Consider the following 12,617-nt stretch of genomic DNA (forward strand, 5'->3'; position numbering starts at 1 on the left):
CAGTCCATATTTTATGTTCATTGGATATTCCTGTTTTGAAAGGCTTGACCCACAGCAGTGAGTTTGTTTTCGTCTGTAGCAGCAATTAACGAAAACAACATCTTGAGGTACAGATTAAAGCTTGCTAGCGGTATTGTAAACCCGTAAAATTACTAGAGTTTCCGAGGCGAAATTAGGTATCCGCTCAATAATTCGGGGCGGACTACCCACTCAGGAACGATTTTGCGTCCTTTGAGGTGCATCGTTGAGCGATTTACCCCGGATTATTGAGCGGATACGAAATTAGGATATATTGTGAAAATCTCAGTAATTATATCTACGCCCTGCTTCAAGTTAAGTTAGTAAAGATGATTAGTTGTTTCTCTTTCTCGACTTTCTCCACAAGTGAACTCCACCCAAGCCCAAAAAGGCTAACAATGAGGCGAAGGGGGAGGCGTTCTCTGGTACAGGAGTAGGTTCAGTAGTAGGTTCAGTAATTTCTAAGATCACACTCCCATCACCTCCAATAGTTCCATTTCGCAAGGCGAAATTAAATGACCTGGGATCTCCAAACATAAGTCCATCATTTCCAGATGTAGAAAAAAGTTGGAAGGCAAATTGAGTGGGAATTCCGTTCTCTAAATACAAAAGTGGATAGTCTGGAAATTCATCAACATCATCGGCTGTGTAGGTGACAGGATTTAAGCCAGTAGCAAAGTCCAGAAATCTAAAGTTCATAGATAACAGTCCCGGTATAATTCCATTTCCACCACCACCATTTATGGTCATTAATTCTGTGCCGACTTTGGTCAGATGTGTATCGTCGTAGGCAAAGTCACCTGTGTAGACACCCGCGAAGTCGCCCCTAGTTATATCAACCCTGATTGTGCCTCCTATTGTGGCTGCCATAGCGGTCGCTCCTCCAAATGTGGATATTAAATATGTTCCCAGGATAGCGGTCAGTCCATATTTTATGTTCATTAGATATTCCTGTTTTGAAAGGCTTGACCCACGGCAGTGAGTTTGTTTTCGTGTGTAGCAGCAATTAACGAAAACAACATCTTGAGATACAGATTAAAGCTGACTCGCGGTATTGTAAATCGGTAAATTTACTAGATTTTTTGCCAAAATAACTAAATACTTTAAAAGTCTAAGTAATTCTATCTAAGCCCAGCTTCAAGTTATGTTGCTAAAGATGATTAATTGTTTGCCTTTCTCGACTTTCTCCACAGGTGAACCCCACCCAAGCCCAAAAAGGCCAACAATGAGGCGAAGGGGGAGGCGTTCTCCGGTACAGGAGTAGGTTCAGTAGTAGGTTCAGTAATTTCTAAGGTCACACTCCCATCACCTCCAATAGTTCCATTTCGCAAGGCGAAATTAAATGACCTGGGATCTCCGAACATAAGTCCGTCATTTCCAGATGCAGAAAAAATTTGTAAGCCAAAATCAGTTGGAATTCCGTTCTCGAAAGCCAAAAGTGGATACTCTGGAAATTCATCAACATCATCGGCTGTGTAGGTGACAGGATTTAAGCCAGTAGCAAAGTCCAAAAATCTAAAGTTCATAGATAACAGTCCCGGTATAATTCCATTTCCACCACCACCATTTATGGTCATTAATTCTGTGCCGACTTTGGTCAGATGTGTATCGTCGTAGGCAAAGTCACCTGTGTAGACACCCGCGAAGTCGCCCCTAGTTATATCAACCCTGATTGTGCCTCCTATTGTGGCTGCCATAGCGGTCGCTCCTCCAAATGTGGATATTAAATATGTTCCCAGGATAGCGGTCAGTCCATATTTTATGTTCATTAAGATATTCCTGTTTTAAAAAGCTTCACCCACAACCGTGAGTTTGTTTTCGTCTGTAGCAGCAATTAACGAAAACAACATCTTGAGATACAGACTAAAGCTTTATAGCGGTATTGTAAGCCCGTAAATTTACTATAGTTTTTGAGCCAAAATTAGGATATATTGTGAAAATCTCAGTAATTATATCTACGCCCCGCTTCAATTTAGGTTGGTAAAGATGATTATTTGTTTCCCTTTCTCGACTTTCTCCCCAAGTGAACTCCACCCAAGCCCAAAAAAGCCAACAATGAGGCGAAGGGGGAGGCGTTCTCCGGTACGGGAGCAGGAGGAGATTCGTTAATTTCTAAGGTCACGATCCCCCAACCTGAAACAGTTCCATTTCGCAACACGAAAACAAATGCCGCAGGATCGACAAACATAAATCCGTTCTTTCCACCCCAAACTCCGAGATCGTTATTTCCAGCAAGAATACTATGCAAGCAAAATTGACTGGGAAGTCCGTTCTCGAAAGCTAAAACAGCACAGTTCGGGAAGTCTAAAACCTCATTTTCTGTATAGGTGACAAGAGTTGAGCCCTCCGCAAAGTCCAGAAATCTCAATTTAAAAGATAGCAGTCCCGGTCGATTTCCATTTGCACCACTAATATTCATGACCTCCGTGCCGATTTTGGTCAGGTGCGTATCGTCGTAGGAAAAGTCACCAGTGTAGACACCCGCTAATTTGGGATATTTGACGTTGACGTTGACGATGTTGATTTTGATTGTGCCTGTGATTTTAGCCATAAAGGTCGCTCCTCCTAATGTGGATATTAAATATGTTCCCAGGATAGCGGTCAGTCCATATTTTATGTTCATTAAATATTCCTGATTTAAAAGGCTTCACCCACAAGAGCGAGTTTGTTTTCGTCTGTAGCAGCAATTAACGAAAACAACATCTTGGGATACAGATTAAAGCTTTTTTGCCGTATTTGATACCGTAAATTTACTATAGTTTTTGAGGCGAAATTAGGATATATTGTGAAAATATCAGTCAAAAGAAACCGGGGTTTTCTCGAATTTACGGGCGGCAATCAAGTATTGTTGTAAAAAACCCGGTTTCTGTCGCCTCATGCTATAACTACCGACAAAAAAAACCGGGTTTTTCTCGAATTTACGGGCGGCAATCAAGTATTGTTGTAAAAAACCCGGTTTCTGGAGCCTCATGCTCACAACTCAAAAATGTCGATCGCCCAATGCCACTTTTTCTGGTAAAGTCGATCGCACATCTGCACTTTCTCAACCGCCAAATATCGCTGAAATTCCGGTTTTTCCAGGCCGCTGCGCCACATTACCAGAGCATCTTCTCCGGTGTCTTCGTAGTATCGTTTGCGCCGTCCAGCCTCTTTAAAACCAAACTTTTTGTACAGGGAAACAGCCGCTAAATTAGAATCCCGCACCTCTAAAGTCGATCGCTCTAATTGCCTGTCACAAGCCGATTTTAGCAAAGCCAAAAGCAGAGCTTGTCCCAAACCCTGACCTTGAAACTGAGGATGAATTGCCAGCATTATAATGTGAGCTTCTTCTAAAATTGCCCACAAACAACCGATACCAATGAGAGTTGGGGGAATCTGTAGGGGCGGTGTCTCCGTGCCCGCCCGGTTTGGAGCTGATTCACAGTCGTCAGTTTCCCACGTCCAAAGACCTAATAAATCGCTGTTAGGACTGTCTAACTCGCGCCTGTAGCCTTCGATCGCCCAAAGTCCGCCAAAACAAAGTCGATCGAGTTCGACTGCACTGTTGAGGTGTTCTGCCGCGAGATGTTTAATTTGTAGAAAACGCACAGCCGATTTTAAATTTTAGATTTTAGATTTTAGATTTGATAATTACTCACTGCAAGGATGCTCCAGTTCGATCGAGTCTCAGTCAGTCAGCCTGCTTGCGGAATGAATCTGGGGGCAACTGACCCAATTGCTTGCCGTCAATTGTACACTGGGAAAGACCGTAAGGATAGTTATTGCGCGATGGTATCAACTCAATCTTTCGGGGTGGAATCGGGACTTAAGTATCTGTCTGAGTCTCAACAAGCTCTGCAAACTCGATCGCCCAATCAAGAACTGTTACCGCTGACAGCCAGTGTTAACAGCAGCGATCGGTTAGAAATCGGAGGCTGCGAGGTGACAGCTTTGGTGGAGCAATTTGGCTCGCCGTTGTATATTTTAGACGAAGAAACGCTGCGGGCGGCCTGTACCCAGTACCGGGATGCTTTCGGGCGTTACTATCCGGGCGAATCTCAAGTGCTCTATGCTTCTAAAGCTTGGAGCTGTTTGGCAGTTTGCGCGATCGCAGCTTCGGAAGGTTTAGGCATAGATGTGGTATCAGCCGGAGAAATCTACACTGCACTGCAAGCCGGCGTGGGCCCCGACAAAATCTACTTCCACGGTAACAACAAGTCCCGCGAGGAACTGCGGCTAGCTGTCGAAAGCGGCTGCATTACTGTAGCCGACAATTGGCGGGATTTAGAGACTCTAGCAGAGTTGGGAGAATTGGGTGTCCGCAGCCTCACAGGTGGGCCGACACGAGTTATGGTGAGGTTTACTCCTGGAATTGAGTGTCACACCCACGAGTACATTCAGACGGGTCAAATCGACAGTAAATTTGGCTTTGATCCCAACTCGCTCGATGAAGTTTTTAAATTTATCAGCCAACAGCCGTCGTTATTTTGCGTGGGAGTGCACGCTCACATCGGCTCTCAGATTTTTGAACTGCAACCCCATGACGATTTAGCTGAAGTCATAATTCAGGCCTTGACAAAAGCACAGAGTTATGGTTTACCAGCAACAGAAATTAATATTGGCGGGGGGTTGGGCATTCGCTATACTGAAGCGGACGATCCTCCCAGCATTGAAGATTGGGCTCGTACAATTTGCTCCGCAGTGGTAGCAGCTTGCGAGCGGCAGCAATTGCCCTTACCAAAATTGCTTTGCGAACCGGGTCGATCGCTCGTCGGTACAGCCTGCGTCACTGCTTATACTGTTGGCTCTCAAAAAGTCATTCCGGAAATGCGGACGTATTTAGCTGTGGATGGAGGTATGTCGGACAATCCGCGTCCTATTACCTACCAATCAGTTTATCGAGTCCTCGCAGCCGGTAAAATGTCCGCTCCCTTAACGGAAACAGTGACAATTGCTGGGAAACACTGCGAGTCAGGCGATGTTCTGATTAAAGATGCCAAATTGCCAGAGTGTCATGCCGGAGATGTCCTCGCGGTTACGGCCACAGGGGCATACAATTACAGCATGGCTTCTAACTACAACCGAGTACCGAGACCGGCAGCGGTTTTAGTGAGAAATGGGGAAGTTAACACGATTATACAGCGGGAAACTTACCAGGATATGCTGAGGCTTGACCGCCTTCCTGAACGACTCGGAGCTCCAAAGTAAAAACTTAGAAGTTAAAAGTTAAAAGTTAAAAGAAAGACAATCCATGTTTACTTAGTGACGATTGCTTTTTCACTTTTAACTTTTGCCTTGTTCAGTCACGCGATTGGATTGACACTCCCCGGTCTAAAAACACGGGGATTTTCAGCGTATTCCTTATAAAAACTGTTCATGGTTCACGGGTTCGAGTGCATCACGGTTCGCGGTTCACAGGCGGTAGCGTTCGATGAACCATGAACAATCAACAATCTGGCTTTGACTTGGCCCTCGTTAAGTCCTTATTGATTCAAGGGATCGATATTGGACTGGTTTTTGCCCTTGCGTATTTGGTGCTCGTCATTGTTGGCGAGCGCAGAACGCTGTGGATGGTACGGGGATTTATCATTTTGATGCTGGCGGCGGCGGTGAGCAACTGGGCTGGATTGAGGCTGTTGCACGTTGCCCTCAACAGCTTGGTGACTGGTTCGGCTGTCGCAATGGCGGTAATATTGCAGTCGGAGTTTCGCCGATTTCTGGAACAATTGGGTCGGGGGGAATTTCGGCAATTGTTTGGACGCGATCGCCGACCAAATCCCGAACCGGACAGCGTAATAGATGAAATTGTGGACGCAGTAAAAGAACTTTCGCAAAACCGCACGGGCGCTTTACTAATTATAGAAACAGATTCTCCGATCGACGATCGGGATTTTTCGGTGCCGGGATTAAAGCTAAATGCTGAAGTTTCTAAAGAATTGTTGCAGACTATCTTTCAGCCGCAAACTTTGCTGCACGACGGAGCTGTTTTGATTCGAGGTTCGCGGATCGTGTCGGCGGGGGTAATTTTGCCTTTGTCCGATCGCACGGCGTCGCGGCAGTTGGGAACCCGCCACCGGGCGGCGATGGGGATTACGGAACGGGTGCAAGCTTGCGTGTGCGTGGTGGTGTCCGAGGAAACGGGTTCTATTTCTTTAGCCCAGATGGGACTTTTAAATCGACCTTTGACTAGCAACAAACTTAAGGAATTGCTGGAAGCAAAGCTGTTTCCGTCCGAGGGAGAAAGAGTTGTGGCTCCAATTCCGATCGGCAATCTCGGACGCCAGATAGGATTGAAGGGAGTGACGCTATTAAAACGGATACTGCGCCGTTAGTCGGGTAATCGGGAGAAACCATGAGTCAAGGAATTTGCTTGGAAAAGTTGCCGGAGGATCTGCAACAAGAACTACTGCCTAAGCACATAGCAGTGATTATGGACGGGAACGGGCGCTGGGCTAAGAAGAGGGGGTTGCCGCGGATTGCGGGACACCGCCGAGGAGCTAGCACTCTGAAGGAACTGCTGCGCTGCTGCAAAGATTGGGGGATTCCAGCTTTAACGGCCTATGCTTTTTCGACGGAGAATTGGGGGCGGCCGGCCGGAGAGGTGGATTTTTTAATGAGTTTGTTTGAGGGTAAGCTGCGGCAAGAATTGCGGGAGATGGTGGACGAGGACGTGCAAATTCAATTTATGGGGAATTTGCAGGCTTTGCCGAAGTCTTTGCAGGCGGAAATCGAGCGTTCTGTAACGGCAACTCAGCACAATCAGGGGATTTTGTTTACCGTGGCGACGAATTACGGGGGGCGTCAGGAGATTGTACAAGCTTGTCGGGCGATCGCCACTCAGGTGAAAGAGGGCAAGTTGCAGCCGGAGGAGATTGATGAGGTTTTATTTAAACGCTATTTGTATACTGCTGATGTTTGTGACCCGGATTTGCTGATCCGGACGAGCGGGGAAATGCGGTTGAGCAATTTTTTACTATGGCAAATGGCTTATTCGGAAATTTACATTACTGAGACGCTGTGGCCGGATTTTGATCGATCGGAGTTTCACCGCGCTTTGTCTGATTATCAGAAGCGCAGCCGCCGATTTGGCAAAGTCTAACGATTTTGGATTTGGGATTTTAGATTTTTTGGTTGATTTTTCAGTTTCCAAGTAGGTCATCTCCTGCTCAACATAACGATTTTAGATTTTAAATTGGAGGACAAATCTAAAATCTAAAATCTAAAATCTAAAATCCAATTAGGGGCCGGAGAAAACGGCCGCTTCAATGTCCTGACGCGAGAGGGAGTATTTGAATGCTCGCTGAATGTCTTGGCCGTCGTTTCCGGCATTGATGTAGCGGATGGTGAGTTGGTCGATATCGAGGGAGAGTTCTGCTTTCCAGGTAGGTCGATCGATCTGCCAGCAGTGGAGTTCTCGCCGATCTTGCTGGCAGCCGCGGCTTTTTAGCCACTGCTCGATTTCCGGGAGTGGGTGGTTGTACAAAGGAGTGTCAGCGGAAGGAAGAGTCATGGGATTTTAGATTTTAGATTTTAGATTTTAGATTGGGGATTTCGGATTGAGGATTGCCGATTTTAGATTGGAGATTTGGGATTTGAGGCTTTAATTGCCGCGAATTAAGCCGATCGCGATCGCCAGTACCAAACATCCGATTAAGCTAGCTCCCATGATAAACAGAGCGAAAATTTCTCCGGGGGAAAGAGGTCGATCCGTGGGATCTAGGTAAGCGGAGTTGGAAGTTTTTTTGCCCGATCCCGAAACCGGAGTATTGAAGCCTGGGGGCGACTGAATCACGTTCAGGCGAGAATAGCCTATTTTGAGGTCGTAGGCGAGGCGACGTTCTGGGTTGCTGAGGGTGGCGTAGGCGTTGTTGAGCTGCTGAAATTTGGCGGTGGCGACTGCGGGCGGCAGCTCGGTGGTATCGGGATGGTAGAGTTTGCTCAGTTCCCGGTACGATCGCCGAATTTCGATCGCCGATGCGGAAGGATGCAGCCCTAACAAGCCGTAGTAACTAGAACCCAAGGGGGTTTTGCCGGGTATTTTCTGACTTTGGTTTTGTGCAGTTCCCTCGTTAAGAGTCACCTCAGCGCCTCTGGGCTTGTTGTTTATAATTTTTGATTATTTTAGAGCAGATTTGAGGGTAGCGCCACTATCTGCGATGTCGAGGGGTTGAGGGTGGGCGATCGGCTCAAGGTACGATCGCCCACTTTAAACTATGAATTGGTCGATCGCAAATTTTGGACATCCTCAACGCTAAGCCCCGTAACTTGGGCGATCGTGGCATTATCTAGCTGTGAAAGTAATTGTCGGGCGATCGCGATCGCCTTTTCTCGCTTTCCTTGTTCTATGCCTTGTTCTATGCCTTGTTCTATGCCGTCTTGAACAGCCTTAATAATTGCTCCCTGTTGGTCATAAATAAACTGTTCTCTTCTATCCAAATCTTCCACTTCGTCTCTGCTCAAACTGGCTTGATTCGCAATATTAAAAGCTTCATGTATTTCTGGTATGCTATCCATTGTTTCTGGAACCGATGTCAGACTTCTCGCATTTTTCATAAAATAAATCCATTTGTCTGCTAAAGTTTCAAGTTCCTCCTGTCCTTTGGTAAACTTCGGCAACTCTACAAACACTAAATCCAGATCGTTTTCGGGATACGTAAAGTTTTTCTTGACTTCTTTGAACACAAATCGGGAAATAAATTCGGGGCTATTAGGAAACATTTCAAAATCCGTAATAGTCAAAGCAATCACTGGCTTCAGCAATCGATAGCCTTGGGCTGCTTCCAATTGAAAAGCGTAAGTCTTCGCTGCATTGTACAAAACTCGCTTGCCAAAAGACTGGACGTTGAGCACTTGCATTTCAATAATTACTAAAGTGCCGTCGCTAAGTTGGGCTTTCACATCCAGATAACTATCTTTTAAGCCTTCTAGTTTGGGCGGCAGATTTGGGTTGATAATTTCTAAGTCTTGGATGGTGGGATTGCCTTCATAAATTAGAGCGTTGAGAAAGCTAATTAGAATATCTTTGCTTTCTGAGGAACCGAATATTTTTTTGAAGGCATAATCCGTTTTCGGGTTGATAAATATCATAGTTGTCAGATTTAGCTTTAAGGCGATCGGTTTGGTGGCGAAGCAACGGGATTTGAGATCCGTCAAACGGCTGATTTTGTTTCAGGTAATGGTTTGACATTTTCCGGCAAATGTGCATTGGCGATCGCCAGCACAGGCTCATCGTCCCTGTGTTCGCCGTCGGTGGGGAGTTGGCAAGAAATCAACTCTGTGACGATGCGATCGCCCAAAACATCTTCCCAATCTTGCAACTGTTCTCTGGCTTTGATCGGTGTATTGACAGCCACGTCTACGCCCATTTGCTGAAGGTTGAGGCTGTGGGCTGTCGATCGGCGGTTGACCCACTCCACCAGCCAAACGCTCAATCCGACGGCTGCCATCAAAGGCAAGACAATCCGATAATCGCGGGTTAATTCAAACATCAACAGGATGGCTGTCAGCGGTGCTCTGGCGCTGCCGGCGAGGACGGCGGCCATTCCCACCATTGCGTAGGCGGCAGGGCCAGCGACTCGATCGCTCATTGCCGGCAGCATTTCCAAAAACAGGCCATAAGCCGAACCCAGGGAAGCTCCCAAAAACATCGCCGGAGCGAAGATGCCGCCAACTAAACCACTGCCGAGGCTGATTGCTGTCATCGCCAGTTTGACAAACAGCAGCAGCAGTAGCAAAGGCAAGGAAAATTTAACATCTTGGAGCATTGCTTGGACTGTTTCGTAGCCGACACCCAAAATTTGAGGCAATTGCAGGGCGACTAAGCCGACTGCGGCCCCGCCGACGATCGGGTGAAGCGGCCGGGGCAGTCGTCCGAGCCAAGCAAATCCTCGGACTTTTCCTTGAAAACAGCCCTCGGCCAATTGAATTGCTTCTGTGTAGGCTAGAGACACTCCGCTCGCTAAAATTCCCAATCCCATGTACAGAGGCAGTTCTAGGGGGCTGCGGACATCGTAGACTGGCAAAGAAAAGGCCGGCTGAGCTCCCAAGCAGATTTGAGCGATGAGCGCCGAAACTACCGCCGAGAGCAAGACAACGCTGACTGACGAAGTGGCGAAGGTGCTGCCGAGCACGACTTCTAAGGCAAAGAAGACTCCGGCGATGGGAGAGTTAAACCCGGCCGATAAACCTGCTGCTGCTCCCGCGCCCAGGAGCAAGCGCTGCCGTTCTGGCGAGAGCTGCAAAACTTGAGCCAGCAGCATTCCAAAATTAGCGCCGATTTCGACGCTGGGGGCTTCCGGGCCGAGGGAGGCGCCGGTGCCGAGGGAAACTGAGGCTGCCACCATTTTGGTGATGGGTTTGAGGGGGGAGAGTTCTTGCAGGCCGCGGGTGGCTGCAATTAAGGAAGACATATTCGGGCCAAAGTCCCGAAACCGCCACCGCATCAGCCCGATGATGACTCCGCCGAGGGTGGGAATGCAGGCTAGCGTCCAAGAGCCTTTCGAGGCGATCGCCCCCATGAAGTCTTCCAGCATCAGGCTGTGGATGAAGTGGATGAGGTAGTGAAAGGTGACGACGCCTGCACCCGTAACTCCCCCGATGACTAGGGAGAGGATGAGCAGGAGGGTTTCTGGGCTGGGGTGCAGGCGGTTGAATAGCGGGCTTAGGCGGGAGGCTTGGGGAGTTGCTGCGGTTGGCCCGGGTGGCTGCAGATCCACAGGAGGGATGGCTCTCATTTAGCGGTTAATTCTTCGGTGAGAAGTTATATAATATTACAATTTATTTCTTATTTTCATTTTGAGTGATTTTAGGGGAATTGACAACTTATATTAAGGCGTATTTTAGGGTAAATTTTTGGGGCTGGCTGCTGGGGTGGAATGACTGATTCTGAGGAGCGGCGGATTTGGCGTGATTGTATACTCACTTACATTCAAACTTAGATACACTCTCGCAATCATCCTAATTAACTATATTTATAGTTTTGGCGCTTAGGTCGATCGGCTCAGTGAACGGGTCATATCATATAACTCAGTGCAAAACAACTTTCAAATTAAAGAATTGGCGATTGGATATTATACCTGACAACCACAAATCTCAAACCACAAATCTCCTATCTCCAATTTTAAATCCCTCGTTCGCGCATAATATCACATCGGTTGTTGATTGGGCGGGATTCTTGGTCTGGGTTTGGCGATCGACATTAGCGGATCGCCGATGGTGGCGACTTTCCAGGGAGGGGATTCTAGCTGGCGTGCTGCGATTAAAAAGGGTGATCCTCGCTTTAGGCGATCGACCATTAATTTAGGTGGAATAAATGCAGATAAAAAAGGTTCGTGGACGCTGCCAACATATGCGTAAGCACCATTCTCTAGCCACCTTCCGGCAACGGTGTTTGTGTCATCTGGCGCTGCTGCTGACCAACTGTGGATCATGTGGATTGCTGCGGGAAATAGAAGTTTTGGTATATCTTCAACTAAAGCGTCGCCGTTGCCGACTTGGAATGATTTTGGATAGCCTTTGGAATTCATTAATATTAAGTCAAATGTCCACGGTTTTGAGGCTAAACTCCTCCACTTTTCCAGGGTAGATTCTGGTTGCTGCACTACTTGGACATTTAAACCTATGCTTTTTAGTCCGCTAGCTGCTTCCTCCATTTCATATTTTGCCCAATTTCCTTCCTTGGGGTAACTGTCATAAAGCATGGCTGTTTGGCTGTCTAAAAATATGGCACACATGGCTTGATAGATCGATCGCACCTCGGAACCGTAAATCCAGCCAACAGCCGCCCAGCGTTCGCCGTTGGGGTGTCTTCCCAAACCGTCGGTAACGGCTAGTTGTTCGTCTGGTTTTTCAGGAGATTGATATTTGACTGCTAGTTGGCGTACAATGGTTATTGTGTCGATCGGGTCTGCGAGTTGAGAATAAAAAAATCCGGTTGATTCGACAGCTTTTGTAACTGCTAGTTGCAGAGTTTTCCACTGTGTGTTATTGAGGGTATCGTTGGGTTTTCCGAAGTTGCCTTCGAGAAATACTAAAGGTTGGCCGTGAGCGGCTGCTAAGGCAACTGCTGCTGAGCGTGCGGGGTCGTTTTCTGATGTGATTACTACTCCTGGGGGTTCCCAGCCGAGTTGCGTCCATTTTGCTTTTAAGGTTGGAGTATCCGTGGCATTCCAGGCTGCTGCTGCGGCGTTCAGCATTAATTGCTGGAGTTTTTGATTTTTTGGCAGTTGCTGTTTTATACTTGGCAAACGGACTATTTCTTCGGGTTGAAAGCGCTGCAAAAACATGGGCGCATATTTTTTGTCTTCGATGAGAATAGGCCAGTTTCCTTTGAGATTCCATTTTTGGATTGCTGCTAAGAATGTGGCTTCGTCGGGTACTAAAACTACGCGGTTGACTGTTGGTATATTTTCGCGGAGGATGCCGGCTCGGAGGCCTGTTTGAATTGGCCAGGGTTCTTGTTTGGCTGAGGCGGGAAGTTGAAAGGGTTTTTTGAAAAGGCGATCGCATCCGACACCCATTATTGCTAAGCTTACAATAAGTGCGATCGTCAGGAATTTAAATTTAAACTGTTTTTTCATAGGGGCTGGGGAAGGAAGGAACTAGGTTATAAATACGAACAA

Annotated in this window: 12 protein-coding genes; 3 read left to right on the forward strand and 9 right to left on the reverse strand. The window is 47.2% G+C overall.

The features are described 5' to 3' along the window. Positions 1-351: 351 nt before the first annotated feature. The 4 genes from QUB16_RS05125 to rimI form a co-directional block, all read right to left on the reverse strand. Entirely contained in the window at positions 352-960 is a 609-nt protein-coding gene (locus QUB16_RS05125; protein WP_333314481.1) for a hypothetical protein, read from the reverse strand. A 218-nt stretch (positions 961-1,178) separates the two neighbouring features. After that, positions 1,179-1,787 (reverse strand): hypothetical protein, encoded by a 609-nt coding sequence (locus QUB16_RS05130; RefSeq protein WP_333314483.1) that lies wholly within the window; start codon positions 1,785-1,787, stop codon positions 1,179-1,181. Between the two features lie 221 nt (positions 1,788-2,008). Then, the gene (locus QUB16_RS05135; RefSeq protein ID WP_333314486.1) at positions 2,009-2,569 is read right to left on the reverse strand and encodes a hypothetical protein; all 561 of its coding nucleotides are present in this window, start codon (positions 2,567-2,569) and stop codon (positions 2,009-2,011) included. Between the two features lie 422 nt (positions 2,570-2,991). Continuing rightward, positions 2,992-3,606 carry a ribosomal protein S18-alanine N-acetyltransferase gene (rimI, locus tag QUB16_RS05140; RefSeq protein ID WP_333314489.1) on the reverse strand — a complete coding sequence of 205 codons (615 nt, stop codon included), beginning with the start codon at positions 3,604-3,606 and terminating at the stop codon, positions 2,992-2,994. A gap of 180 nt (positions 3,607-3,786) precedes the next feature. Between rimI and lysA the strand changes: the two genes are divergently transcribed. The 3 genes from lysA (at position 3,787) to QUB16_RS05155 (ending at position 7,096) form a co-directional block, all read left to right on the forward strand. Further along, positions 3,787-5,205, forward strand: coding sequence for a diaminopimelate decarboxylase (gene lysA, locus QUB16_RS05145; RefSeq protein WP_333314597.1), 1,419 nt, complete (start codon positions 3,787-3,789; stop codon positions 5,203-5,205). Positions 5,206-5,435: 230 nt separating this feature from the next. Beyond that, a complete protein-coding gene (gene cdaA, locus QUB16_RS05150; protein ID WP_333314492.1) occupies positions 5,436-6,329 on the forward strand; it encodes a diadenylate cyclase CdaA in 894 nt (297 codons plus the stop codon). A gap of 20 nt (positions 6,330-6,349) precedes the next feature. Continuing rightward, complete coding sequence (locus QUB16_RS05155; RefSeq protein ID WP_333151307.1) at positions 6,350-7,096, forward strand: isoprenyl transferase; 747 nt, start codon at positions 6,350-6,352, stop codon at positions 7,094-7,096. Positions 7,097-7,234: 138 nt separating this feature from the next. Here QUB16_RS05155 and QUB16_RS05160 read toward each other — a convergent pair whose 3' ends face one another. The 5 genes from QUB16_RS05160 to QUB16_RS05180 all read right to left on the reverse strand — a co-directional run bounded on the left by QUB16_RS05160 (position 7,235) and on the right by QUB16_RS05180 (position 12,575). Further along, positions 7,235-7,507 carry a DUF3143 domain-containing protein gene (locus tag QUB16_RS05160; protein WP_333314495.1) on the reverse strand — a complete coding sequence of 91 codons (273 nt, stop codon included), beginning with the start codon at positions 7,505-7,507 and terminating at the stop codon, positions 7,235-7,237. Positions 7,508-7,597: 90 nt separating this feature from the next. Further along, a complete protein-coding gene (locus QUB16_RS05165) occupies positions 7,598-8,077 on the reverse strand; it encodes a J domain-containing protein (protein WP_333314498.1) in 480 nt (159 codons plus the stop codon). 131 nt (positions 8,078-8,208) lie between these two features. Next, on the reverse strand, positions 8,209-9,084 hold the full coding sequence (locus tag QUB16_RS05170) for an Rpn family recombination-promoting nuclease/putative transposase (protein WP_333314600.1): 876 nt from the start codon (positions 9,082-9,084) through the stop codon (positions 8,209-8,211). Positions 9,085-9,146: 62 nt separating this feature from the next. Beyond that, positions 9,147-10,730, reverse strand: a complete 1,584-nt coding sequence (locus QUB16_RS05175) for a chloride channel protein (protein WP_333314501.1) — start codon at positions 10,728-10,730, stop codon at positions 9,147-9,149. Between the two features lie 411 nt (positions 10,731-11,141). Next, a complete protein-coding gene (locus tag QUB16_RS05180; protein ID WP_333314502.1) occupies positions 11,142-12,575 on the reverse strand; it encodes a hypothetical protein in 1,434 nt (477 codons plus the stop codon). Positions 12,576-12,617: the final 42 nt, after the last annotated feature.

This window comes from Microcoleus sp. D3_18a_C4 (assembly GCF_036702415.1).
Taxonomy (GTDB): Bacteria; Cyanobacteriota; Cyanobacteriia; order Cyanobacteriales; family Microcoleaceae; genus Microcoleus.

Bases quoted from the DNA above. Each gene is read 5' to 3' on its own strand.
- QUB16_RS05125 (WP_333314481.1), bottom strand. From the start codon at position 960: ATGAACATAAAATATGGACTGACCGCTATCCTGGGAACATATTTAATA.
- QUB16_RS05130 (WP_333314483.1), bottom strand. From the start codon at position 1,787: ATGAACATAAAATATGGACTGACCGCTATCCTGGGAACATATTTAATA.
- QUB16_RS05135 (WP_333314486.1), bottom strand. From the start codon at position 2,569: ATGGCTAAAATCACAGGCACAATCAAAATCAACATCGTCAACGTCAAC.
- lysA (WP_333314597.1), top strand. From the start codon at position 3,787: ATGGTATCAACTCAATCTTTCGGGGTGGAATCGGGACTTAAGTATCTG.
- cdaA (WP_333314492.1), top strand. From the start codon at position 5,436: ATGAACAATCAACAATCTGGCTTTGACTTGGCCCTCGTTAAGTCCTTA.
- QUB16_RS05155 (WP_333151307.1), top strand. From the start codon at position 6,350: ATGAGTCAAGGAATTTGCTTGGAAAAGTTGCCGGAGGATCTGCAACAA.
- QUB16_RS05160 (WP_333314495.1), bottom strand. From the start codon at position 7,507: ATGACTCTTCCTTCCGCTGACACTCCTTTGTACAACCACCCACTCCCG.
- QUB16_RS05170 (WP_333314600.1), bottom strand. From the start codon at position 9,084: ATGATATTTATCAACCCGAAAACGGATTATGCCTTCAAAAAAATATTC.
- QUB16_RS05175 (WP_333314501.1), bottom strand. From the start codon at position 10,730: ATGAGAGCCATCCCTCCTGTGGATCTGCAGCCACCCGGGCCAACCGCA.
- QUB16_RS05180 (WP_333314502.1), bottom strand. From the start codon at position 12,575: ATGAAAAAACAGTTTAAATTTAAATTCCTGACGATCGCACTTATTGTA.